The sequence below is a fragment of the Halobacteriovorax sp. genome, assembly GCF_048381875.1.
GTDB lineage: Bacteria > Bdellovibrionota > Bacteriovoracia > Bacteriovoracales > Bacteriovoracaceae > Halobacteriovorax_A > Halobacteriovorax_A vibrionivorans.
The window spans coordinates 429,860-455,987 of sequence record NZ_JBLXBP010000001.1; the positions used below are offsets into that span (position 1 = coordinate 429,860).

At 34.7% G+C, this 26,128-nt stretch carries 22 protein-coding genes; 11 read left to right on the forward strand and 11 right to left on the reverse strand.

Annotation, left to right across the window (positions count from 1 at the left end):
- The first annotated feature begins 53 nt into the window (after nt 1-53).
- From pgsA to ACN5L8_RS01985, 4 genes are all read left to right on the forward strand, one after another.
- A complete protein-coding gene (gene pgsA, locus ACN5L8_RS01970; protein WP_334678486.1) occupies nt 54-734 on the forward strand; it encodes a CDP-diacylglycerol--glycerol-3-phosphate 3-phosphatidyltransferase in 681 nt (226 codons plus the stop codon).
- A 22-nt stretch (nt 735-756) separates the two neighbouring features.
- Entirely contained in the window at nt 757-1,962 is a 1,206-nt protein-coding gene (gene serB, locus ACN5L8_RS01975; protein ID WP_419172157.1) for a phosphoserine phosphatase SerB, read from the forward strand.
- 76 nt (nt 1,963-2,038) lie between these two features.
- Nucleotides 2,039-2,383, forward strand: coding sequence for an aspartate 1-decarboxylase (gene panD, locus ACN5L8_RS01980; RefSeq protein WP_120404873.1), 345 nt, complete (start codon nt 2,039-2,041; stop codon nt 2,381-2,383).
- A gap of 39 nt (nt 2,384-2,422) precedes the next feature.
- Entirely contained in the window at nt 2,423-2,986 is a 564-nt protein-coding gene (locus tag ACN5L8_RS01985; RefSeq protein ID WP_419172158.1) for a leucine-rich repeat domain-containing protein, read from the forward strand.
- On the opposite strand, the gene ACN5L8_RS01990 is transcribed toward ACN5L8_RS01985, so the two are convergent.
- The 6 genes from ACN5L8_RS01990 to ACN5L8_RS02015 are packed head-to-tail and all read right to left on the reverse strand — an operon-like array spanning nt 2,983 to nt 7,091.
- Nucleotides 2,983-3,342, reverse strand: coding sequence for a Crp/Fnr family transcriptional regulator (locus tag ACN5L8_RS01990; RefSeq protein WP_115362903.1), 360 nt, complete (start codon nt 3,340-3,342; stop codon nt 2,983-2,985). The two genes, ACN5L8_RS01985 and ACN5L8_RS01990, sit on opposite strands and share 4 nt — an antisense overlap.
- Nucleotides 3,343-3,345: 3 nt before the next feature.
- Nucleotides 3,346-3,693 (reverse strand): Crp/Fnr family transcriptional regulator, encoded by a 348-nt coding sequence (locus ACN5L8_RS01995; RefSeq protein ID WP_115362904.1) that lies wholly within the window; start codon nt 3,691-3,693, stop codon nt 3,346-3,348.
- Between the two features lie 14 nt (nt 3,694-3,707).
- Nucleotides 3,708-4,670, reverse strand: coding sequence for a lipoate--protein ligase family protein (locus ACN5L8_RS02000; protein ID WP_419172380.1), 963 nt, complete (start codon nt 4,668-4,670; stop codon nt 3,708-3,710).
- Nucleotides 4,671-4,687: 17 nt separating this feature from the next.
- Nucleotides 4,688-5,092, reverse strand: coding sequence for a hypothetical protein (locus tag ACN5L8_RS02005; protein WP_115362906.1), 405 nt, complete (start codon nt 5,090-5,092; stop codon nt 4,688-4,690).
- A gap of 32 nt (nt 5,093-5,124) precedes the next feature.
- Entirely contained in the window at nt 5,125-6,072 is a 948-nt protein-coding gene (locus tag ACN5L8_RS02010) for an HAD-IIIA family hydrolase (protein WP_419172159.1), read from the reverse strand.
- A gap of 2 nt (nt 6,073-6,074) precedes the next feature.
- Nucleotides 6,075-7,091, reverse strand: coding sequence for a hypothetical protein (locus ACN5L8_RS02015; protein ID WP_419172160.1), 1,017 nt, complete (start codon nt 7,089-7,091; stop codon nt 6,075-6,077).
- Between the two features lie 97 nt (nt 7,092-7,188).
- Between ACN5L8_RS02015 and ACN5L8_RS02020 the strand changes: the two genes are divergently transcribed.
- The 3 genes from ACN5L8_RS02020 to pyrF are packed head-to-tail and all read left to right on the forward strand — an operon-like array spanning nt 7,189 to nt 13,279.
- Nucleotides 7,189-8,169 carry an aspartate carbamoyltransferase catalytic subunit gene (locus ACN5L8_RS02020; protein ID WP_419172161.1) on the forward strand — a complete coding sequence of 327 codons (981 nt, stop codon included), beginning with the start codon at nt 7,189-7,191 and terminating at the stop codon, nt 8,167-8,169.
- Nucleotides 8,150-12,601, forward strand: a complete 4,452-nt coding sequence (gene carB / locus ACN5L8_RS02025) for a carbamoyl-phosphate synthase large subunit (protein ID WP_419172162.1) — start codon at nt 8,150-8,152, stop codon at nt 12,599-12,601. Before ACN5L8_RS02020 ends, carB begins: the two co-directional genes overlap by 20 nt.
- Nucleotides 12,602-13,279 (forward strand): orotidine-5'-phosphate decarboxylase, encoded by a 678-nt coding sequence (pyrF, locus tag ACN5L8_RS02030; protein ID WP_419172163.1) that lies wholly within the window; start codon nt 12,602-12,604, stop codon nt 13,277-13,279.
- On the opposite strand, the gene ACN5L8_RS02035 is transcribed toward pyrF, so the two are convergent.
- Nucleotides 13,280-14,578: an inosine/guanosine kinase gene (locus ACN5L8_RS02035; RefSeq protein ID WP_419172164.1), complete on the reverse strand. Its 1,299-nt coding sequence runs from the start codon at nt 14,576-14,578 to the stop codon at nt 13,280-13,282. It abuts the gene before it with no gap.
- Nucleotides 14,579-14,631: 53 nt separating this feature from the next.
- Here ACN5L8_RS02035 and ACN5L8_RS02040 point away from each other — a divergent pair, with 53 nt between their 5' ends.
- Nucleotides 14,632-15,480 carry a hypothetical protein gene (locus ACN5L8_RS02040; RefSeq protein WP_115362913.1) on the forward strand — a complete coding sequence of 283 codons (849 nt, stop codon included), beginning with the start codon at nt 14,632-14,634 and terminating at the stop codon, nt 15,478-15,480.
- Nucleotides 15,481-15,512: 32 nt separating this feature from the next.
- On the opposite strand, the gene ACN5L8_RS02045 is transcribed toward ACN5L8_RS02040, so the two are convergent.
- Nucleotides 15,513-15,971: a hypothetical protein gene (locus tag ACN5L8_RS02045; RefSeq protein WP_115362915.1), complete on the reverse strand. Its 459-nt coding sequence runs from the start codon at nt 15,969-15,971 to the stop codon at nt 15,513-15,515.
- Between the two features lie 155 nt (nt 15,972-16,126).
- On the opposite strand from ACN5L8_RS02045, the gene ACN5L8_RS02050 reads away from it, so the two are divergent.
- Nucleotides 16,127-16,933 (forward strand): TIGR02147 family protein, encoded by an 807-nt coding sequence (locus ACN5L8_RS02050; RefSeq protein ID WP_419172165.1) that lies wholly within the window; start codon nt 16,127-16,129, stop codon nt 16,931-16,933.
- Nucleotides 16,934-16,937: 4 nt separating this feature from the next.
- Here the strand turns inward: ACN5L8_RS02050 and ACN5L8_RS02055 are convergent, their stop codons facing one another.
- From ACN5L8_RS02055 to ACN5L8_RS02065, 3 genes are all read right to left on the reverse strand, one after another.
- Nucleotides 16,938-19,751: a S8 family peptidase gene (locus ACN5L8_RS02055; RefSeq protein ID WP_419172166.1), complete on the reverse strand. Its 2,814-nt coding sequence runs from the start codon at nt 19,749-19,751 to the stop codon at nt 16,938-16,940.
- Entirely contained in the window at nt 19,751-22,882 is a 3,132-nt protein-coding gene (locus ACN5L8_RS02060) for a hypothetical protein (protein ID WP_419172167.1), read from the reverse strand. Before ACN5L8_RS02060 ends, ACN5L8_RS02055 begins: the two co-directional genes overlap by 1 nt.
- Nucleotides 22,883-23,034: 152 nt before the next feature.
- Complete coding sequence (locus ACN5L8_RS02065; protein ID WP_115362924.1) at nt 23,035-23,883, reverse strand: hypothetical protein; 849 nt, start codon at nt 23,881-23,883, stop codon at nt 23,035-23,037.
- Nucleotides 23,884-24,230: 347 nt separating this feature from the next.
- On the opposite strand from ACN5L8_RS02065, the gene ACN5L8_RS02070 reads away from it, so the two are divergent.
- The gene (locus tag ACN5L8_RS02070) at nt 24,231-24,887 is read left to right on the forward strand and encodes a GbsR/MarR family transcriptional regulator (protein ID WP_115362926.1); all 657 of its coding nucleotides are present in this window, start codon (nt 24,231-24,233) and stop codon (nt 24,885-24,887) included.
- Nucleotides 24,884-26,128, forward strand: coding sequence for a beta-ketoacyl-[acyl-carrier-protein] synthase family protein (locus tag ACN5L8_RS02075; protein ID WP_115362928.1), 1,245 nt, complete (start codon nt 24,884-24,886; stop codon nt 26,126-26,128). The genes ACN5L8_RS02070 and ACN5L8_RS02075 overlap by 4 nt, the downstream gene beginning before the upstream one ends.

A 26,128-nucleotide genomic window follows, 5' to 3' on the forward strand; every position in this document is an offset into this window, starting at 1 on the left:
ATGGCCTTAAGGTTTAAAGTTTAATTAATAGGAAAATTCTTCATTGAGTAGATATGTCAGATAACAATAAAAATAATGATAATAAAAAGAGCGCAACGAATACAATGACTGACAGAGAGTTATTAAGTGAATGGGAGATCGATAATCTACCTAATCGCTTAACTATTTTTCGTGTAGCTTTAATTCCTGTTATTTGCCTGACTCTTTATCTATGTTTATTTGAAGAAAATATCTTTAAGGCCACGCAAAAAACTCTTGGTTATATTGCTGCTTGGACATTTGTAGCGGCTTCTTTTACTGACTTCTTAGATGGATATATTGCTAGAAAAAGAAATATTGTCACAGTTTTTGGCTCTTTCTTAGATCCTATTGCTGATAAATTCTTAGTTGTTTCTTCTCTCATTCTTCTTCAATCACTTAATCGTGTAAATGTACTAGTGGTTATCGTATTAGTTATTAGAGAAATGTATATGACGGCATTGAGATTACTTGCAATGGAGAAAGGCCTAAAAGTAAGTGTCAATCAACTAGGTAAATGGAAAACAACATTTCAAATGATGGCCATTCCAATGCTTATGGCCTGGGATAAACCATTTGGTTTCTCATTCCCACTTGTTGGTACGATATTGATTTATTTATCATTTTTCTTCTCTGTATTGTCTGCGCTAGTTTATACATTTGGACTTGCAAAGAGAATCACTGAAGTAAGGCAAGCAAAGAAAGCAAAAATTTAAAAATACATACTAGGTTGAGCTCATGGAAGATAAATCAAATAACAACTCTAAAGAAATCATTATCACAGTATCTGGTGCCGACAGACCGGGGATTACGGCAAAATTAATGAAAGTAATTAGTGATAATAATTCCGATATTACTGATATCAATCAGGCCATTACTCACAACCTACTTTCTCTTTCATTTGTCTTAAATATCAGTAGTGACAAGGATCATGATCAAAACGTTCTAAAAGAGCTACTTTTTGCGGCCCATGAGATGGGATTAAAGTTAGAATACTCAATTATTAAAGAAGACGTTAAATACAAGTCTCCTTACAATAGTTTTATAGTAAATTGTGTGGCCCCTAAGAAAATATCTGCAAGCTTCATTGCTGATATGTCACAAAATATCGCCTCAAATGGAATCAATATATATCGAATTGATAATGTATCTAAAGAAGGCTTTAACTCTCTAGAAGTTTTAACTGACGTTCCTAAGCAAGTTGACCTAAACAAGGTTAAAGAGGATCTACTTGCTATAAGTAATACACATAGTACAGATATAGCCTTTATTAGAGACGATGTTTACAGAAGATCAAAGAGACTAATTGTCTTTGATATGGACTCAACTTTAATTCAAGCAGAAGTCATTGATGAACTTGCAAAAGTACATGGTATTGGCGCAAAAGTTAGCGCGATTACAGAAAGGGCCATGAATGGAGAACTCGACTTTAATCAGTCACTTGTTGAAAGAGTCTCGCACTTAAAAGGCCTTAAAGAATCAACGCTAGAAGATATCTGTCAAAACCTTCCCTTAACAGAGGGTGTTGAAGAATTCATTAAAACAGTAAAAAAATATGGGTATAAAGTTGCATTAATTTCAGGTGGTTTTACATACTTTGCAAATTACTTAAAGAACAAACTTGAATTAGACTATGCGTTTGCAAACGAGCTTGAATTTGAAAATGGTGAACTTACAGGCAAGGTAAAAGGTACAATTATCAACGCAGACCAGAAGGCCGTACTTGTAAACTTAATCTCTCAACAAGAAGGTATTTCTCTAGAACAAGTTGTGGCAATCGGTGACGGGGCCAATGACTTACCTATGCTAGCTCAAGCAGGCCTTGGTATCGCTTTTCATGCAAAAGACATAGTGCGCAAAAACGCACAAAACCACATGAGTCACGGCCCAATGACATCTATTTTATACTTTCTAGGTATTCCAGGTCCTGAAGCAGAAATATAAATAGAAAGCGCTTATTACGTTAATAAAATCTTCATTTTTGTTGCGTTCTCGCCTAAGAATTTGATAAATAAGTTTCATGCGCGAAATGTTACAATCAAAAATACATAAGGCCGTCGTTACTCAGGCCGATCTTAACTATATAGGCTCAATTACTATTGATGAGGAGCTACTTGATCTCGTAGACTTATGGCCTGGTCAGAAAGTACTCATTGTTTCAAATACTAACGGTGCAAGACTTGAGACTTACGTTATCAAGGGAGAGCGCGGTAGTGGTGAGATTTGTTTAAATGGTGCCGCTGCACACCTAATTAACGAAGGCCACGAAGTTATTATAATTGGCTTTCAGATGACAGATAAGAAAGACATTAGGCCAAAGCAAATCTTAGTCGATAAGAATAACAAATTCGTCCAATATCTATAATTTAACTCAACTGACAATCATATATGTTACAATTTCTTTATGCTTATAAAGGTATCAAAAAGATATAGTAACTTTGATATTAATGACTTCTTTGAAGAAAAAGAGGAGTCATTAACAAGTATTAGCACATTAGAGCTAATGGTTAAGCATAAATGTGAAGTCCACTTAAACCTCGATGCTTTAACAAACCTTAAGAAGTTTTATATTTATGCTGACGGTGAATGTAGCCTAAATCTAATAGGCAAGGCACCTTTAGAGATTCTCAAAATGAGAGGAGTTAAGAATTGTCATGATATACATATTCATGAGAGCTCACCTATTAAGATACTACAATTAACTGAGTGCAATCTACATGCGATCCCTAGTTGGCTCTACAAGCTCACTAAAATCGAAACACTAGAATTACAAAGAAATAAATTAACTGATCTTCCAATTGAATTTGAATGGCTCAAAAACCTCAAGAGATTAAATTTGGACAATAACCTATTTCAAGATGTTCCAAGAGTCCTTGCGAACCTTTGTGAACTTAACCATCTTTCATGTGATGCTAATGAAATAGGTCAACAGAAATTAAGAGATTTCCTACAACTCTTAAACAGTTAAACCTCAGGTTTAACACGATTTGATGCCTTTCGTATGCGATCGATTAGTGTTTCTAATAAAGTTCGAAACCACTTTGGTTGCTTATTAACATACATTTCAAATTTCGATGAAGGGATTACAAGAAGACGTGAATCGGTTAGGGCCTTAATTGTTGCACATCTTGGAGAATTATCAAAGAAGCTCATTTCCCCAACTAACTCTCCTTCAAAAATAGTACCTATTTTTACTTCTTGGCTATTTTTTACTTTGAATACACCAAGACTTCCCTCTTCCACGATATATACTTCGTTACTCTCTTCACCTTCACGAATTAAATATTGATCTTTATTTACAAATACCGTTGTAGGAGATGCCATGAATTACACCTTTATCTTTTCATTAGTAGTTCTTAAACGATCTGCAAGGGTTCTCATCATAGTTTGAAGCCACTTTGGTTGTGAATCTAAGAAAGCTTGGAATTTGTGAGCATCAAATACCTCAACTTCACTTTCACCAATAGACTTTACGGTTGCACATCGAGGCCTATTATCAAGAAAACTTACTTCTCCAACAAACTCTCCAGGATAAATGGTTCCAATCTGCTTTTGTCCATCTGTTGTTTGTTTAAAAACAGCAAGAGTTCCTTCTTTTAGAAGATACATACAATCACTTGCGCCACCTTCTTCAATCAAAACTTCACCTTGAACTAAGTTAATTTTCTCTCTCATCTTAGGCCTTAAATTTAAAGAAAAAGAACCTCATGACATGCATTAATAAAGTCATGCTGCTTTTGTGATAGCTTATCTTTTTCTAGAATATTTTCTTCATAATAAGTTTTATCAATAACGAGATCCAAAAGATCCTTATCGTCATTACTTACTTGTATTATTCTAGCATATTTAGAAATAACTTCGATATTATTTAACTTAAAGCTAAATTTAGGAGTTCCACCATAGATATGTTGCCAACTAGAAGTGTCAGATATCTTTGAGATCATATCTGGAAGCATACAGATATCTTGTTCTGTAATATGTAAAACTTCGACATCCGTTTTATAGTACTTACCAAAAGAGTCTTGAATCGATGTTTTAATTTTTTCTTCTGAAAGACTTTTAGAAATATCAAATAGATTTATAACATTAGATCTTACTGACTTTACTCCAAGTGCTGTACTGGCCTCAAATTTAGAACGTAATAACTTATTCAAGATATCTAAATCTGCATTCATAAGGAGTGTTCCATGGTGTAGAGCACTGTTTCTTATCTCTTTAAAAGCACACCCCGATATCTTATAATCTTCACCTTCATGATCGACTCTTAAGTCATGACGTTGATTTTCAAATGCACTAATCCCTAAGCTTCTAAGGGCATCAACTATAATGCCAGCATTAGCAGATTTATCATAATGTGAGCGGGGGCCTATAAAAGAGTAATTCAAATTTCCAGGATCATGATAGACACAACCACCACCACTTTGTCTTCGTACAAGATTTATTCCTCGATCTCGTATTTCTTTTACACGACATTCCACCCATGGATTTTGAAACTTCCCCATTACGATACTAGGGGAACTCTTCCAAAGTAGAATGATCTGATCTTGACTCTCATTTTCACTGTGAGTGCGAAGTAAATGATTCTCATAGGCAAGATTAACAAATGGATTAAGAGATTCAAGAAGATATAGTTTTAGTTTAGAAGATGTCATATCGGCCACAGGAGAAGCTACTCATCAGATAGAAGATCCATATCTTCTTCTACTTTAGCAAAAATATCAAACTCCTTTAGGCCATTAGTTGATCGTTTACAAATACTTAGTTTTTCAACAAGTCCATGGCTTTGATCAGGAAAAGACTCATCTGCCATCTCTATCTTCTCAAGTGTTTGCTTAAATGGCGCACAACCGTTTTTAAGGACCAAGAGAGAAAGATATTTTGATAAGGGAAGCTCTTCAATTTTTACAGATGCGTTTATCTTAGAGAGGTATTCACTATTTAAACGAGTTAACTCATTTAAAGAGGAAGCGATCTCCTGTTCTTTATGAGTTAAACGACGAGCTGACACGTTCACAATATTGATACAAAAACCAATAATGATTAATATAGATGAGGTTTTTAAGTTAAGTTTCATATGTAATTCCTTTTACATACAGAAATTTTGACTTATTTTGTCTTCTTTGGCAATGCAGTGGCAAAATTTATTACTTCGCTAAAGTTATCAGCAATTGTGACGTCACTATCCAATTCATACTTTCCACGTAAATGAATTGTTTCAACAAGAGGAAAATCGAGATCATCACTCATTTTATCTCCTACCATATACGAATCAGAAAGCTTAATTGGAAAGTCATAACATGCCTCTAGTAGCATTCCTGGATGAGGCTTACGACAAAGAGAGTGAAATTTATACTGGCCGACACCTTTTAAGAATTCAAATGGTGCAATATAAAAAGCATCGATGAGATTTTGTAATGATTCATTTAATGCATTATTAAAATGAACAACATCTTCATATTCAAACATTCCTTTTGATACACCAGATTGATTAGTTAAAACGATTTTAAGACGTTCAATATTGAACTCATTTAAGAGGAATTCATATGCCCCCTCTTTCAGCTCCAAATCATCAACCTTATACACATATGAATGATCAACGTTTAAAACACCATCGCGATCAAGAAATACAGCAGGTCGATAAGCCTGCTTCTTATGGTAAGACTTAACTATTGGCATCACTGCTTTCTCAAAATGAGGCATTCCCACTGGATCAACAGCATCAACATAGAACACACCACTTGCAGCGTAATATTCAGAGCAAAGAGTGATATCCATTACTTTAGGAAAGAATTTCTCATTATTTTCCAATTCTTCACTATTGAAATTTAGTTTTGATAGATAGTAGTACTCACAATTACCATTCTTAGGTAAGTCATAAATATTAAATAGGTCTGGCCTCACACTACTTTTATAAGTGATGAATAAAACCTTATTACCTTCATTCACTAGATCCTTTAGTTGGCCATCGTCTTCAAACTCTAAAACTTGAAAAAGATCACACTCTAGTTCTTTTATCTCTTTATAGTCACGTTGACACAGAACAATATCAAACATATTTAATCCTTTCGCTTAAACTTCATTGAGCAGTTAATTTTGTAAGAAGGTGCCGTAAACTTATTCATAGGCTTAACCCTTACTTGAAGGTTATCTCCACCAATGGAGATATTAAATGAAGAGATCTCAGGATTTAACTCGTGAATTCTTATCTCTTCAACTTCTGTGTAATTTACGACATGACAATAATCTAAATCATAACTTTTATGCTTATAAAAACAAATCCCTTGGACAACATCTTTGTTTCCAAGTCCCATTAAAGGAAGTAAGGATTCAATAAACTTGGCCTTATCTTGACTGAGTAATTTAGTAAAAATTTCGTGATAATGCTTAATTAAATGGCGATAGAGAATATAGAGGTCATCACGATCTGCATCCTTAAGCTCTCCTGGCAGTTGAGCTTTTGTCCAAAGGGAGTCAAATCGTCCACTATATTCAAGTCCATGTCTATTATAAAGAGAGCTAGCGAAACGATCAAACTCCTTATCAATAAATTCATTTAAAGTATTTTGAACGAAGCCAATTGAGTCATATGATCTAAAGTACTTTTCAAAAATACTCTTCGCACCAGCAGACTTAGTTGTGATATTGGCACCACTTTTAACAAGCTTTAAGCTAATTGGAACAATCTTCAAATCACCGCTTTTTATATCTTGAACTTGTACAACGATATCTGCTTCATGTAGGCGTTCTTTAATAATATGATCGTGTCTCTTACCGACGACGGTAACGTTTTTAATTTCACCTTCAATATTTGAGCTTAAATCTTTGGCCATCTCAATTGCCAGAAGAGGAAGTTTTGCTAATAGGTTACGATCATATTGCCTTAACCAACTTTCATACTCTCTCATCATAGTTAAAAGCTCACTATCCACATTCTTCAAGAATAGAGACTCTACTTTACTGACAATAGCAATTTGACGGGCCACTAAAAACTCAAAAAGATTGCCCTTCACTTCATTTTTAAGTGCTTCTAATTGAGTATTATTATGTATTTCTTTAAAGTTCTTGGTAACCATATTCCCTATTTAAAAAAAGTGAAGTTTTTTGTGGCCATAAAGCTTTGACTTTATTATTCTTTTTAAAACCATACTAGCTCAACACTATTGGAATGTCATGATTGGATTTCCATCTATTCTGGAAGGAATAGAAGACTTAAATCGAGAGCAAGTTGAGAAACTCCTCGCTCGCACAAAGGAACTAAAAATTGGTTCCCCTGCTAGACTTCCCCTAAAAAGAAAAATCTCAGTTGCAACCTCTTTCCTAGAGAATTCAACACGTACAAAACTTTCATTCATAATGGCCATAAACCTACTTAAAGGTATTCACATTGATTTTGAGGCAGAGAAGTCTTCACTTAAAAAAGGTGAAAGTCTAGAGCAAACACTTCTGACTCTTAACTATCAAGGTTTTGATATATGCATCGTTCGAACAAAGGAAACGAAGCTCTTATCTCAATTTAAACAAAGGCCACCTATAAAAATGATTAACGGTGGAGATGGAACAAATGAACATCCAACTCAGGCCCTGCTCGATCTCTATACTTTAAATGAATTATTTAATGGTGAGTTGGCAGGAAAGAAAGTTTGTATTGCAGGAGATTGTACTCATTCACGTGTAACACATTCTCTTATGAAGCTTCTGCCACAATTTGGTATTGAAATTACCCTATGTGGGCCTAAAGAGTTCCTACCGAAAGAAATACCTGCAGGTATTAAAACAAATGCAAATCTAGAAGAAGCATTAAAAGAAACAGATGCTGTTTATCTGTTAAGAATTCAAGCTGAAAGACATGAGAATCAATTTGATATGTCCACTTACAATGAGAAATGGGGACTAAACTTAGATTTAATTCGTCAGGTAGGCCGCAAGATTCCAGTGTTTCACCCAGGTCCAGCAAATATAGGTATTGAAGTGGATCAAGAATTAATAGATTCAAACCTATGGATGGCCCACAAGCAAGTAGAAAACTCAGTATATGTACGTATGGCAATCATTGAGGCAATGGTTACTAATGGCGATACAAATATTGGTGCAAAATATAACACAATTAACTTTGATAAAGGATTAACGACAAATGAAGAAAACAAAGTCTGATGGTCAATTGACATCATCACAACAGTCGGAACTTAATTTTCAAACCTCTCTTAAACAAACTCCTATTTTTCTTCATTTTCCAGATCATACAAAATTCCAAGCATATATTAATCTCCCTAATAACGACTCTCGACTAAAAGATGGTATTTTTGGTGAAGCGGCTTTTACTACGGGAATGAGCGGATACCAAGAAACAGCTACCGATCCATCCTTCCTTGGTCAACATATAATTTTCACAACGGCCCATGTTGGAAATTACGAATACAATGAGAAAGTTTCCCAAAGTCTTATTTCACAAAAACCATTGGCCCAAAGTTTAATAGCACGAAACTTTTCATATAATGAATTCTTAGAAAATTGTGATACTCCACTAATAAGTGACGTCGACACAAGAGCTCTTACAAAATACTTATCATGTGAATCAAAAGATCACCGCTGTCTTATAACAACAAGTGAAGAAGCACCAAATTTTAATAATCACAAATTGATTTGTAATGAATTATCTAGAGTATCAATAAAAGAGAAGAAGTGGATAATTGAAGGTAAAAATCCGATTGTCGTTATGGATTATGGGATAAAAAAATCAATCGTAAATTATTTAAAAGATCTTGGACATCCCCTAGTGGTTGTTCCTAACAATACGCCTGCACAGGAAGTTATGGAATTTAGACCAAGGATGGTCTTTTTATCAAATGGGCCAGGAGATCCAAAAGAATATAAAGAAGAGATTTCACAAGTAAAAGAAATTCTAAAATCAAATATTCCGGTTAGGGGAATCTGTCTAGGACATCAGCTTATTGGCCTTGCGTGTGAAATGGAAACAATAAAACTTCCATTTGGACAAAGAGGGGCAAACCATCCAGTCTACAATCATGGAGATGAATCCCTACTTATCACAAGTCAAAATCATGGTTATGCAATTGATGCAGAATCATTTAATTCAAAAAGACTTGAAAACGAATTTAATCTAAAACTTTTTTGTGAGTTCACTTCCCTATTTGATCGCTCACTTGAAGGTTTAAGAAGTTACGATTCAAGAGTCCGAAGTGTACAATTTCACCCAGAATCAAACCCTGGGCCTAAAGACGCCTTCGTTTTCTTTGAAGAAATTAAAGAATTTTTAAATGGAGATATTAAAAAATATAATCCTGAAGATATTAAAGAGATTCCAGAATATCACCAAGGCCAAATGGAGTCACCTTATAAGAAAATTCTCTTAATTGGATCTGGGCCAATAAAAATAGGTCAAGCATCTGAGTTTGATTATAGTGGGACACAGGCATTAAAATCACTTAGAGAACTTGGTTTTGAAGTAATACTACTAAATTCAAATCCAGCAACTATCATGACTGATAAAGAGATGAGTCATCGAACATATATTGAGCCTATTACCAAAGAGACTATTAAAAAAATTATCCTAAAAGAAAATGTCGATGCAGTCTTATCCACAATGGGTGGTCAAACAGCACTTAATATGTGCATAGAACTAGAAAAAGAAAATTTTCTAAAAGACAACGGTGTTGCTCTACTGGGAGCAAATACAGATACAATTGAAAGAACAGAAGACCGTGAATTATTTGCAAAAGAGCTAGATAAGCTTGGCTATAAATCGGGTAAGAGATTTAGTGCAAAGAGTTTTGAACACGCACTAGAACTTGCTGACAATGATGTAAAATTTCCTTTAATTATTAGACGTGACTTTGCTCTTGGAGGAAAAGGTGCCGCTTTAGTTCACAATCTAAAAGAGCTAGAAGAAACCTTATCCTCAAGTGATGTAAAGTTTCCAATTACCATGGAAAAATCTCTTCTAGGATGGAAAGAACTTGAACTAGAAGTAATGGTTGATAAAAATCGCTGTGGTGTTGTCATTTGCTCTATTGAAAATGTCGACCCATGTGGAATTCACACAGGTGATTCCATTACAGTTGCTCCTGCTCAAACAATCTCTGATCGTTGTTACCAACAACTAAGAACCATGTCTCTAACAATTGCTAAACATATGAATGTCGTAGCCGGTGGTGCAAATGTGCAATTTGCAGTAAATCCACTAGATGAAGATGATATTGTAGTTATCGAGATGAATCCAAGAGTTTCAAGATCATCGGCGCTAGCTTCCAAGGCAACAGGTTATCCTATTGCAAAAATCTCTGCTGGCCTAGCTGTCGGTCTAACATTATTTGAAATCTTGAACGATATCACACGTATCTCTCCAGTAGCATTTGAGCCGACGCTAGATTATGTTGCAGTAAAGATACCAATTTTTCCTTTTAATAAATTCCCTTCAAGCTCACAGGTTCTAGGCCCTCAAATGAGATCTGTTGGAGAAGTTCTTGCACTCGGTGGAAATTTTAATGAAGCTTTTATGAAGGCCCTTCGTGCTACGGAACAAGGACTTGAAGTACCTTCACTTGAGCAATTAAAAACGACCCCTTATCCATTAACAAAAGAATATCTTAAAGAGCGCTTAACAAATCAAAGAGAGCTATCTCTATTAACGGCCCTTGAAGCTTTAAGACAAGGATTTACGACACAAGAGATTTACGAAATAAGCTCCATCACTCCTTGGTTTGTTAATCAAATGGCCTTATTCCATCGAGATGAAGTTGCCCTTAAAAACTCTCCAGATTTAATTAAAGACAAAGAATCTCTTTATAATCTAAAAAAGAATGGTTTCTCAGATAAGTACTTGGCCTTATTAACTGGTAAAAGCCTTGAGGCAATTCTTGACCAAAGAATAGCAAATAACATAAGACCAGTCTTTAAGGCCGTCGATACATGCTCAGGTGAGTTTAACGCTCTGACACCTTATTTTTACTCTACATACACACAATTTAGTGACGTAAAACCTATATCAGAAGAAAGTTGTGCAATATTTGGTTCTGGTCCAAATCGTATTGGACAAGGAATTGAGTTTGACTACTCATGTGTAAAAAGTTGTATGGAATTAAAAGAGCAAGGAGTAAAGTCTATACTCCTTAACTCAAATCCTGAAACAGTTTCAACAGATTATGATAGCTCCGATAGACTCTATCTTACTCCTCTATTTTCAGAAGACCTTTTTGAGATCCTAAGTTTTGAATCTCCAGAACAAATTATCACTTCATTTAGTGGTCAAACAGGGATTAATATTCGCTCTCATCTTGAGGCACCATTTAGAAAGAAGCATCAAGAATTTAACTTTTTAGGACCTTCACTTGAATTACTCGATACGGTTGAGGATAGAAAACGTTTTGATAGCCTAACTAAGGAAGTTCCTCTATCGCATACAACTTCTAAAGAAGTTAGAGGTTATAAAAACTTCATTAACGCTATTACAGAGGTAGGCTTCCCAGTCATCATTAGACCAAGTTATGTTATTGGTGGTGAAAGTATGTTTATCTTTGAAGGCCCAGAGGATATCGAAAATCTTCCTGATCAAATTTTAAAAAGCCTTCATGAAAACTCGATAGTTTTCCAGGTCGAAAATTATATTTCTGGTGCACTGGAGTATGATGTTGACTTAATAAGAGATAAAAACGGTAATACTGTATTTACAGTATGTGAGCATATTGAATATGCAGGAGTTCATTCCGGTGATTCTGGTATGATATCTCCTCCTGCCAAAGCAAATGATAATACCATCAACAAAATGAGAGAACTTGCCTGCCAGATGGCAGATATTATGAAGATTACTGGGCCAGTAAACTTCCAATTTGCTCTTAAGGGTGAAGATATCTATTGTATTGAAGCGAACCCAAGAGGCTCTCGAACGATTCCTTTCCTATCAAAGGCCTACGATATAAATCTTGCGGCCATTGCAACAAAAGCATTACTTGGAAAAGAAATTGAAACAATAAGTAATATCAAAGGTGATTATCATATCATTAAGCAGTCGACATTTCCTTTTGATCGATTTGTACAAGATTCAATTATCCTTGGCCCAAAAATGCGCTCTACTGGAGAAACACTTGGTATTGATAAAGACACAGATCTTGCAATGTTAAAGTCGTACTTGGGAAATTATCCAGACATAACAAATAAGAAGTCAGTTCTTGTATCACTTGCAAAAAAAGACGATCCAAAGTTAATTGAAAATATCCAAAAGCTATCAGAACTTGGACTTAATTTCTATGCGACTAAAGGGACACATAAATTCTTAAAAGAAGAATGCAATGTAGATGCGACTTTAATTAATAAATTAGCAGATAAAGGTGACAATCTTTCAATGCTTGATGCTATCAAGAAAGATGATATGGCCTTCGTACTAAACACACCATTAAATCAGGGACGCTCTCAATCCGATGGAGAATTTATTAGAAATGCCGCCATCCAATATGCTGTCCCATGCTTTACTAGAATAGAAAATATTAAGGCAGTAACAAGTTCCATTATTAAATCATATACCACAGAACTTGAACCAGTAAGCCTTCAAGAGATGAGTGGAGAGGTATAAATGGAAAAGACCTTTGTAGCACTAGATAATATGGATAAGGATCAAGTTAGACAGCTTCTAAGTGACTATCCTCAAATCAAAAAAGTTAAAATTGGACTTGAACTCTATTTAAAGTATGGCAATTCGATAGTTAATGAAATTGCAAATGACTTTAACGTTGAAATCTTTCTCGATTTAAAACTACATGACATCCCTTCAACTGTTGCAAAGGCAATTTCAGCACTAAAAGGCTTACCAATTAGCTTCTTAACGATTCATGCAAGTGGTGGAAGAAAAATGTTAGAAGCAGCATTTGAAAGTGCACAAGTAAATCTTCCAAACTGCCAACTTCTTGCCGTTACAATTCTAACTTCTCATACAACACGAGAAATTAAAGATATATGGGGAAGAGAATATAAAGAGAGTTTAAGCGCATTACTTAATGAGATCACAAAAGCACAAATCACAGGCCTTGTATGCTCTGCCCAAGACCTGTCCATTATTAGCGCACAAGAAAATGAAACAAACTTAAGCTTTACAAAAGTGACACCAGGGATTCGGCTAAAGAATGATGAAAGTGATGATCAAACAAGGATCATGACACCTGAAGATGCAATTAAGGCCGGCAGTAACTTTCTTGTCGTTGGGCGCTCTATAACTAAAAACCCCAATTCGATTTTAGAAGGTCACTACCCTTAATTACATATCCCAGTAACTTTCTTCTAAGCTCTGCTCTTTTACTGGCAAATTGCGCGATAGTCTTGGCGACTTTTGCTTAAGAACCTCGTAACTAGTTCTATTTGCATATTTACATAATTGGTGAATCGAAGAATAAGTTAAGTAGGTACCATCATGCTTAATTGAATGCGGTAAGAGTTTACGGTGATAAACATTAGCAGAGATATCATGCAAAATAGCTGCAAGTGCAGCATCTCCAGCACCATTAGTATTTTCAATACTCTCAGGTCCTCCCATAAAAGGATTAATATGAGAGTAAATCTTTATAGGCTCTTTACAATGTTCTTTTAGTTGTCCACGAGAATATTCAAATTGATTATAGTTTTCAATTGATTTTGAATGCAGCTTATCTTTAGTTTCTCTGGCCTTTTGTTTACATGCCCAAGAGGCCATATAAAGGCCCTGGTCGCCATCTGTAATAAGAGCAAGATCAGTAATATCTAAAACGGCCTGTCCAATTAATAGTGGATCATCAATTCCTAAAAGAGCATGAGCTTCCTGGCGATTCATGGCCAAGACATTTACGTTCTCTTTTACAAAGTTATAAAAGAAGTCGCGATTCTCTTCAATAAGTGAACTTGTTCCAAGAGCAAATACAACTGGAACTTTATATTTCTTGGCTATGCTTACGGCCTTAAGGGTAGCTTTGAACAACGGAGCGCTATGATCCCTTAACAAGAATGCTGTAACTAAGAGGGCACTTGAGTTTTTTATTAATTCATAAGGAATGAATGATTCATCTAATTGATTCATTATTCCTTTTCCAATAGCGAATGTACGCTCCTTATCAGGAGTGATCATACAAATTGCTCTGGCCATTTGCCCTTTACAAGGCTGTAAATAGCTAAAATCTACTTTAGATGAAGTACTACAAATATACTTAAAGGCATAATCCCCTACTTTTATATTTTCACAAATAGTTCCCAGAGCAAATGATTGATCATCTGATAAAACCGAGTAATTATGAAGAGTATTCCCAACGGCACCACCAGCATATTGGCCAAGAATTTTATCGTTTTCTAAACAGTCTTGATAAAGCTCTTCAATGATGTGATCAGGTAAGATATAAGATTCACCTGGTGAAAGCTTATAGCGCTTTAATAGATCTGTTGGGGCATCAATTTCGATATCAACTAATAATTGATCGATTCCAACAATATATACATTTTCCTTACTGTTGAAATCTGTTTCAAATGAAAGTCTGCCTTTAGCACTTACCGGAAAGTAGTGCTTGGAGCGTCTCTTACCTGGAAATCTCATGGTAGTTCCTAAACTATTGTAGTCAAAAATTTTAAATTGATTATAATGTATATATGAAAAAAATTTTAGTATTATTTTGTATTCTTTTCCATTTAACAGGGCATGCTTATCGTTTTGCCATAACAAAGGCAAGACAAACAGTTGTTTATGCTGATGTCGACCTCGCGGCCCCTATTGGATATATCAGAAGTGGTAGAAAGCTTAAGGTTGGAGATACGAGCTTAAAACAAGGTAGCATTGTCCCTTTAATCGTTTCTGGAAAAATAGCCTATGTTAAAACAAGTGATATCAGCTTTACAATCTCTGGCTCAAAACTTGAGCATAGAACTCCAGAGCTAACTGAGCATGAAATTGATAAAATTTTCAAAAGTGATGCTGAGAAACTAAAAGAGAATAGCTACTTAAGTCTTGATTACATGCGAGTTTCACCAGGCAGTGACTGGCAAGACTTTCATGAAAAATATAGCAATACAGATGCCCCGGCCTTTAATCGAATCAACCTTGCTATTGAATACCGAGACCCAAAGTCGAGAAACGGCTTTAAGCTTGGACTGGGTTATCTCTTTGGTTCAAGTGAAAATACAAAAATCACTAGTATCTACGGGGATTTTCAATATCAATTTCGCATTATCAATCGATCAAGTTTTGCACTTGAGGCCTATGCAGGACTCATTATAACTGGAGACTTTACACAAGAAAACTTTGGTGAGAAGTCAGCTGGAGGCGCTTGGGGATATAATGCAGGAGGAAGAGTAAGGATTGCACCTTTTTCGGCCCTAGGATTCTATGCTCAAGCAGCAATAGTATCTTATAATTCTTATTCAATGGATGAAATCGTTACTGAGACTGTTTCTTCTGTAGGTGGTGTATCTTTAGGTGTTGGTATTAGTTATCGACTATAAAAAAAGCCTAGCTAAAAGCTAGGCCTGTATATTTAGAAACAATTTATTGAAGCATTTTCTCCAGATTCATTTACATATTCAATGAAAATTTCATCAAGCTTTTCATCATAATTAACTGTAATATAATACTGATCAAAGCTTTCTTGAATAAAAATTGAATTTTTAAGGCTTACGATTGCATTATAGCTAATTGTATTTCCATTGAATGCCTTATCACCTTCTGCTCTAAGATTATATAATCTAATTTCTATATCTTCATCTGTGCGAGCAGAATTTTTCTGTCCATCAAGACATACATTTCGATAGTCGTTTAAAAGAACATCACGGATTTTGTCTTCAATTTCACGTGCACCCCAGCCAGTTTTAGCTCCCCAACCAGTCTTTCCAAGAACATCAGATACATTTGGTAAGAGTTCATCGAATACGACAGTAGAAAACATTGCACTTGTGTTTAAAGAGATAATGAGTGTGAGAAAAATAGTTTTAAGCATATAGTGTATTCCTTTTAATGCCTATTTATCCTATATTGGCGTCATTTACTCAACCATGTGTGTAATATCTTTAGTTCATTGTATAAATTAGTAAATTTTCAAATATTTCACAGATTTTGCTAAATTTATTTGAAAAAAGAGACGAAACGTAAGTTATGGATATTAGAGGTATAGACCTATTTAGCTATATTGATTATCGACTTTATTTAGAAGATGTCTTTAGTGAGCGAAAAAAACTTGATCGCAAGTACACTTTTGGAAAGTGGGCAAAAGAGCTTGGTATCTCAAGTGTATCAGGTCTAACTATGATCTTAAAAGGGCAAAGACATCCTGGCCCTAAGCTAATTAAGAAATTAATAGAAAATCTCAAACTAAATGAAAAAGAAGCAGACTTCTTTACATCTCTTGTTCAAGCAAAAAAGAATGCTAAAGGTGATGAAGAAGTATTCCAAGTTATTGCTCAAAAGCGTGTAACGGATATCTCCAAAAAAGAAAGGCAAGTTGAATTTAAATGGGAGATGGCCCTAATTAGAGAAATGTTAAAGTGGAAGAACTTTAATACAACTAAGGACTTAAGTTCGCTACCAATTATTTTTCAATCAAATGAAGGTTATCAAGAAATTATCGAACAAATGAAAAGTTCAACGATAATCAAAGAAGAAAAGAAAATAATTAGCCTTAATCCAGATTACGAACCTCAATACAAACTTGAGATGTCACAATTTGTCCCTCTCCATCAAGAAATATGTGATCTATCAGATGATAGTTACTATATGCCAAAAGAGCAAAGAATTCTTGAGCACGTCCTTATCAATGTAAAAAAAGAAGACTTAACTAAGGCAAGAAAAAAACTATATGAATTCATCCAAGAATTTACAGATGAATTTGATAGAGAAGATGGTAGCTCTGATGATCATCAAATCTTTAATTTAACCACACTATTTTTTCCATTTACAAAATAGAAACTTATTTAACATTATGAATGTAGACAGAACTTAGCTTTCCAGGTCCCATACAATGTAGCCTGATCTGCATATTTTTATCAATTTGAGTATGACCAATTAGTGCACATTGCGCAGGTATTGAGTAGTGATACTTGAGTTTCGATGATAATACGTTACCATCTTTTGTTATAACGCTTATGTTATTTCCAAAAAGTCTTTGCATATCAGTATAGATTCCACCTTTAGAAGAATTAATCTGTGACATTTGAAAGATTTGAGAAAAGTTAGCACCAGGGAAACTAGACTCTCTATTAATAGAACGCTTAGAGTGATTCACTATCTTATTATCTACAATTTTTAATAAGTGAATATTATATCTTCCTTCAACGTATATTGAATACTCGCCTTGACCTTCATCAAATGCTGCAAGAATTGAAGAAAGAGGATCTTCCCACTCACTCTCAAACCTTAAGGTCTTAGATGAATCGGAGAATTTAAATGCAAGCTTGTTACGTTCTTGCTGTCTTGTGATGAGATAGTTCTGAGTGAACTCACCATCAACAGTAGATCTAATCGTTGTAATATTAGACTTATGAATCTGTAGCGAGCGCTTCTTTTTAACGATATTAAAATTAGATGTATCATCAAAATTAATCACATAGTAATTATTAAAACTGACCTCTCCTACTGCAAAAATTAACTTCACACTCCCCTTCATTAGAGATTTATTATCTTGTTCAAGAAGTGATACAAATTGTAGATTTTCATAAAAACCAAGATCTAGCTGTTCTCTTAACTTAGAATCAAAGTCATAAGACTCTAATGTTCTAATTTGTAACTTAACTTCTTCGTCAACAACCTCAGGTAGAAGATAGTATGGGCGTTTCTTTTTAACGTTATTTAAATAATCGATTGGATCTTGATTATTATCAATTTGAGGCAAGTCAAAAACTCTTGAAACAAGCGGTACTAATACATCTCCAAGAGATTTAGATGTGGTTTTAATAAAATTAAAATAAGGCCTTCCTCGATTAAAATTCAATCCACCAAATTGTGTAGCATTTAGTTTCCATGTTGATTTATCACCAAATAGAGGTTTTCCAGCTACATCATATGAAGCGAGGATATATTCTCTCTTATCTTTAGAAGTTCCATACACAAGAATATCTTTTGTACCATCTAGATTCATATCAGCTTTTAAAACACTAATGACATTGATATCTGTTGCAAATTTTATTTGCATTGGTGAATATTCTTTTTTTGCTTCATTTAGATAGAAAATACTTCTTAATGAACGATTATTTAATACATAATAATCCTGTGTTGCTTTGTTAGCAGTGAAATCGATTACTTTTAACAGAGCAGAACTTTTAATATTAGGTGCAATTCTTAACAGAGCGCCTGCTGCAATCTTAGTGATGACCTTGGCCTCGTCTAACTTAATTGGCTTAACAAGTTGTAGACTTGCCTTTTTAGAAACAAGAACCTCATCAGATGAAGTGATTAATTTTATATTAAAATTTTGCCAAGACTCAATATCAAAAGATTTAATTTTTGACTTAAGCTTTATCACATTGCGTCCACCTACTATTTCTTTGTCAAAGCAAGTATCTTTAATAAGTATGTCACTATCAGATGTTAGACATACTTTATGAGCTGAAATTGATTCATTTGGATTATATACTTCAAATTCAAATACAATATCTCCACGAGGAGATACTTCTAATGTATCCATCTTCTTAGTAAGAAGAACAGGATAAAGATTCTTAACTAGAAGAGATCTCTTGTAATCAACACTAGGAAGCCAAGAGTCTTTAGAATAATTTGTGCTTGATTGATTCAAGACAGATAAGAATTCATAGCTATTTTTAACAATTCCTTTTAACTTCAAGGCAGCTGCAAGTGCTGTCACATGAGCAATAGCGTAAGAAGTTCCACTTTTAAGATCATATTGACCAATACGAAGAACTTTTGATTCCATATTTGTTGGAATCGTACTTATTAGCTTTTCTCCAGGAGCATAGATATCAACAACCTGACCATAGTTAGAGGATGCAACTTTTTCACCTTGAATATCAATCCCACCAACACAAATAACTCCATCATAATTACAAGGAAAGATGTTCTTTTTCTTATTATTATTTCCGGCAGCAGCAACAACAATCACATCTTTTTCAAGGGCGTAATCAATTGCACTAATCAGCTGTGGAGTTTCGATTACTTTTGGAATACCAAGAGAGAGATTAATTACATCAGCACCATTATTTACAGCAAAAGCTATAGCACGAGCTATATAACTTGAAACGACCTTACCTTTATAAGTAAAACCCTGAAAGTTTGTGATGGCCTTAATAGGCATAATTTTGATATTTTTAGGCAATAGGCCATCGATACCTACACCATCTTTCTTAGCGGATAAAAGACCTGCAACAAATGTACCGTGTCCTTCATTATCTGAAACGTCAGCATTACCATCTAGCACATTATAACCACGACATGGTAATTCTTTTTTTTCTTCTTCACTCTTACCAATACATTCAGGATAGAGCCAAATATTATCTTTTAATTCAGGATGATCGATATCGACACCAGTATCAATAATAGCAACTAAAGACTTTTTATCATCAATACTTTCTAAGTCCTCGTCAGAAAAGTAATTAATATCGACACCATCAACGCCTTTGATTTCTTTAAATTCTAATTCTGATACTTTTCTTGAATATGATTGTGAATTATTATCTATAGACCATTGTCTAGAAACTAAATCGATACTATTAGCATTCACAACTAAATATACAGCAGAAAGCAACAATGTTTTTAACAAGTGAGTTCTCATTAATTAAGATCCTCCCTATACCACAGGCCTTTGACTTCTGCTTTAATTAGATTAAGAACAGATATTAACTTACCAATAGGCCCACCAAAGCTTCTCGTATTGATCTTTCCATATGAATTACCTTCAATAGGAGCTAGCATTAATTCATGATCAACGCGATATCCTGAAAGCTTAGATTCAACGTATAAGTTTCTTTCACCAAAGAAGTCTAAAAGAGTACGTGCATCAATGTAGCGAGCAAAATAATGACCGACATGAGAGAGACACTTTAAACCTTTTTGAGCTTTATCTTTTCGTAAATACTTCCTACACCAATATAGTTTATTAGATATTACATCGAGATCCCCACAACGAAGACGTTGAGAGCGTGTTTGCCCTGAAGTATTGCGGTCGTGACGACGATGTCTCTGGTGACAATTTCTAATAATCATCTTACTTGATAACTCATCTAATTCTCTATCTGAGATATTAAGAATTCTCTTAACTGCTCCATCAAAGAAATGAATCTTTGTCTCAAGTCGTGCAAAGTGCATATCTCCGGCATCAGATGCATCTGATTTTGTATATAGCTTTAAATTAAAGTCCTCGTTTTCCTTTTTAAGTTTCTTTCTAACAACTTTTTCTTTAATTACAGCTCTTTCATATGTTTTACGATAACTCATATAGAGCTCTTTCATATTGCTGATTTCAACTTTTCCTTCGTCATCAATAAGCTTTGACTCTAAAGTTGTCTCATGTGTAGTAGCTGCTCCAAAGAGATTCTTTCCTGGATTCTTATAATAATGTTTGGCTTCAGACAGAAATGGAAGATCATCGACATCAAAGCTTGAGCCAATTTCACTTATATATCTCTTTAAAAGGTAGCCACCCATGTTGCGAAGAAACTTACTATAATTGACACCATCAAGTTCACCATGACTAGCAGAAACTAATTTTATATCAAGGCGATCCTTTATTTTAACCAGTATTTCACTAAATGTATTAAGAGATTTCTTAACAAGAAACAAAAAGTTAAAGTTAAAGAGACTGTCGTTTGAATTATTGTATACTTGAATATCTTCTTCTCCCATCGCATCGTTTGTACGATCTCTTAATAAAGAGATAAACTTAGCAACGTTCTTAGAAAAATCTAATTCATCCTGGTCTGGATCAAGATTGATTTGATATAATTTCATATCAAGCTTTGAATCAATCTTCTTTCCTTCAAACATAACAATTGGAATAAGATATGATAATCCACCTCGAACCCTAAGCTCATTTACACGTGCATCATCATAATAAATATGAAAATTATATTTTGATTTTCTAGTAATATGAATACGAGATAACTCTTTATACTTCTTACTCACACTCCCATAACCGTTAGCAACATCAAACAGAGGAGCATTTATAGAAAGTGTAATATCAGGAACTACAGAAGTTGATATAATAATCGACTCTCCAACCCCAAAGTTTTCTGAAATTGAGCGGTATATATCAAATAGCTTTTCTTTTTTATCTTCCTCATCATTTGAAGCAGATAAATATTGAGTAAGATTCTTTTGTAAGACCTTAAGTGTTTTTCCTACAAGCATATTCTTATAAGGTGTTTTAATTGCTTGCTTAAGATCTTCGACAGGCCTTACATGAGTATAGCTTGTATGAATACCAATATTAGGAAATAACGATCCACTGGTTGTTTGAGAGATAAACCTTTCAAGCCCAATAAAGAGTCCTAAATTTGTTGTAAAACCAATAGTATCTGCTAATTGAACAAAGTTATCTGTACCAAAGTTTTGACCTACGACAACATCTCTACCAAATAAAATATTTCCACTTACAACAGGAGACTTCCAGCTTGAAAAAGGAAGTGGTGGAAATTGTCCGTGTTCTTCAAAATAATCTAAAGCAAATTCTTTATTTCCTTCAAAGTCTTCTTGCAGCCATTTTATTTTTGCATCCGAAATATTAAATAGCTTTAAGTTTTCACTCACCTTACCCATAATTCCAGAAAAAGCTGCTGATTGAGCTTCTCCAAAAAGAAAAGATGGTAGATGATCAAGTGGACCTTGAGATGCTCCAAAACTGAATTGTCCAGCGTAGCCCTCAAACTTATGAGGCTTTAAGTGTCCATCTTTCACTAATTCGTGTTTTATTTCTTTTTTAAAGTCATATTGCTTGGCCCCAAGCTTTAAAACTTCAACCAAGTTATTTCGTCTAGCAATTAATTTCTCGATAAGAATCTTTTCAACGATTGCAGGATAGTGAGAGGCCTTTACTAATGCCGTTATATCTTCACGATCAAGCTCGGCCACAAGTCTTGCCATCCAAAGCACATCATCATATGTTGCATCGAAATCTGAAGTTGTAGGATAATCAAAAACGAGATGTTCATTTTTTATTTTTAAGAAATTATATGAGAATTTATTAATTGATTCATTTAAATTAAGATAAGAATAGATCACAATTAAGCTTCTAAGGGATCTCAAATCTTTTGAGTCATTTAAAGATGTCAGAGCAACGTCATAGAAATCACTTTCTTGTGGCATACGAACAAAGATATCTTTTAGAACTAGATAATTCGTACCTTCTTCAACTAGCCAATTCTTATATGATGCTCCTAATTGAGTTACTAGATCAACGTCTTTAAAGAAGTCTTTTTGTCTTTCATTTTTAAAATTGATACGCACTTCTTCTAAATATTTTGAAGCTGGGATAATGTAGCCAAGCCTTCTTAGAAAATGCTTACGAAGAAGTATTGTGTGTAGACTTTTTGAAAGGTGTACCTGGAAATTACCTTCATTATTTGAAGCATTAAATCGTAAGATACTTGCAGGAGAGCTGATTGTTCCCTTGAAATCTAATTCATGGCCTTTATAAATTGGTAACTCTTTGTCATCACGCTCATGATCAGCGAAGTTATTGTGTCCGTTCCAAAGACTTGAAAGTACAGGCGAAAGCTTGGATAGATCCACTCCTTCTTGTTGTAATTCGAAGGCTTGTTCTGAGTCGATAGCACCGTATTTAGGACTATAGAGATCAGCAGCAGGTAAAGACTCACCTTTAATAGCAACCAAACCAGTGGAAGCAAATGTCTTATAAGACATACTGACTAAGACAATAAATAATATAGCTGCTTTAAATAAATTCATTGCCCTAACTCTATCAACATATGGAACGAAATAAGGAGAAATTGAAACAAATTCAAGTATGTAAATAATGTGAACAGTAATTAGTTCTCTAAAAACAAAGGGGCCAATTTAGGCCCCTTCTACGGTGTGGTATTTCTTGTCTTATCAACAACTTATAATTCAATTGATAGTAGCTCTGGAAGGATAACATCTTCGATATTCTGAGTTGTCGTTCCTAAGTGGCCAGCTACATCATCAATGATTTGTTCACGTGCATTTAGATCATTCTTTGCGGCCATGAATTCCTCAATCGACTTACCTGTAAAGTGCTTGATATTATTTGCAATTGCTTTTTGGTCTTCTTCAAGAAGTTCGCCGTTTTTAGCATTTTCTAGCATTCTTGAAACTTCTTTTTCCATCGTTACTAGAGAAAGAGCTTTATCTGAAGGAAGTTTAAATGCTTGAGAATAAAGAGATGCTTTGTTAAACATTTCTAACTCTTCATCATTAGCGGCCATAAGACCTGTATCCATTGTTTCTTCTTCATCTTCATAGTAGTAACCAGTATCAAAACCTTCAAATACTGGATCACCAAATACATCGTAACCCACGTGATCAACGATTTCGTAATCATCACCCCAACCGTCACCGATAATTCCATAGTCCCAAGCATCATCACTTTGAACATCACGGAACTCATCTGCTAGACCTTGATTATTTGAGTAGTAGTCCCAATAAGCAAGAGTTCTAAGGTATGTAATATCAATAGCTACAAATTCATTATATTTAGCATCCCAGTAAACAAAGAAATCTTCTCTAAGAGAGTCATATTCATCTTTTTCAAGTGTATTTAGGTCATAATAATAAGGATCAACACTATTTAGAGCTGATACAAATCCATTTGCTGTAACATAAGGTGACGTGTAAGTACCGTAAGTCGAAGAAGAACTGCTTCCTCCACCTGAACGTCCACAAGATGCGAATAAAGTTGCTAGCGCTGCAATAACCAATAAGTTTTTCATGTAATTTTCTCCCTACGTTTCAAAAACTCGACACCCCTCGCTGCCGATAGTGTTAAAGTTAAATCTTCTTGATTTAAAATTGAATAGTGAAACTAGTTCAAGATTCATGCCAACTTATACACCACATAATTGACGTTTTTAGTAGCATACTGGCCCCAAGTTGAAAAATTAACAGGTGCTTAATGTAACTAGATATTATTTTAGGGCCAGAATGCACCTTGCAGCACATCATTTAACGCTATGCTCTTCATAAGCGCTCAAGATCCTTTTAAGATTGACCACTTAGACAATATTACTTATATTTTATATTTAAAATATTAACGTGTTTTTGAGTAAAGAATTTCAAGATGAAAGTAACTGAAAATATGGAAATTGAGATTATCGAGGCCAGTCTACTAGACTATCTACCTCATTATGAAGCTTTCTTTTCAAAAGTCGGCTTTAAGCGCATTGAAGGCGCTGTCTTTGGCGTACTCGTTTATTCTCCAAGGGCCCTTGCCTCTGATGAGATTGAAAAGATCTTAGGTCTATCGCAACCAGCAGTTTCAAGTGCCTTAAAAACGCTTTCAACATATAAGATGGTTCTAACTAAGGATCATCCTGAAATTAAACGAATGAAAATCCATGAGGCCAATGATGATGCCATCAATATCGTTTCCAATATTGTAAAGAAACGTGAACTTGAAATCATCGAAGAGTTTGAGAATATCACTTCAGAGTCTTTAAACCTTATAAAAGATGAGAAAAGAAAAACACGACTAACAAATATTTTAACGACAACTCGATTTGCAAAATCATTGAGCGAATTCATCATCTCTATCAGCAAAGAATTAGATAATCCTTATATGGCCATTGAGAAGTTCCCAGTTGTGACGAAAGTATTAAAAAACTCTATGACAGATATTAATCAACTTAAATCAGGACTTAAGACTGGTTTAAGAAACTCATTTCTAAATATTGTATCAAAAATTGAAAATGAAAAACATAATGGAGCAGGTAAATGAATCTATCACGCGTTGTGATTACAGGTGTTGGACTAACAGCACCAAATGGAAATAATTTAAGAGAATTCCGCTCAGCACTTCTTGAACAAAAGTCAGGAATCACTTACGAAGAAGTTCGATTTATGGGAGAAATTCCAGTTGGAAAATGTGACTTTGATGTGAAGAAGCATCAAAAAGGAAAGATGAGAAAACGTGGAACACGCGTAGGAAGCATCTCTGTTTATTGTTCTAAAGAAGCACTAGAAGACGCTAATCTCAATATCGATGAAATGGATAAGTCTCGAATTGGAATCTATCTTGGAATTACTGAGCATGGGCCAGTAGAGACAGAAGAAGAATTATTCCAATTCTACAAGAATAACAATGAAGATAATTCACTTTGGACTCATCACCACAATCCAAGAACAGTTGCCAATGCTCCTGCTGGTGAAGTTTCACTAAATCTAGGAATTACAGGGCCTCACTATACAATAGGTGCTGCATGCGCGGCCGGGAATATGGGACTAATCCAAGCGGTACAAATGTTACAACTTGGAGAAGTTGATCTCGCTCTTGCAGGTGGTGTATCAGAATCGGCAAATTCATTTGGAAACCACGTTTCATTTAAGGCGCAAGGTGCTCTAGCAGACTTCCCAGAAGATCAGACTAGAGCAAGTCGTCCACTTGATAACAATAGAAATGGAATCGTTATCTCTGAAGGTGGATGTGTATATACACTTGAAAGACTAGAAGATGCACTCGCTCGTGGTGCAAAAATTTACGGTGAAATCGTTGGCTATCATACAAATAGTGATGCCTCAGATTTCGTATTACCAAATCCAGAGCGTCAAATGCAATGTGTACATAAAGCAATTGAGAAAGCAGGACTTACAATTAAGGATATCGATATTGTAAACCTTCATGCGACAGGAACAAAAATGGGCGACATCCAAGAAGTTTCAGGAATTAAAGAAGCATTTAAGGATGCTCCAGAAGTTGCTGTTAATTGTACAAAAGGCCTTATTGGTCACGCAATGGGTGCTGCTGGTGCATTAGAGCTAGCAGGAAACCTTCCAAGCTTTGAAGATGGAATGGTTCATCCTTGTCACAAAATTGATGAGATCGATCCTGAATGTGCAATGGATCAACTCGTTTTAGAAAAACCACTAAAAAAAGATGTGAAGTATATCCTAAACAATTCATTTGGAATGTTAGGTATTAACTCAACGCTAATTATAAAAAAATACGAAGCTAAGGCTTAA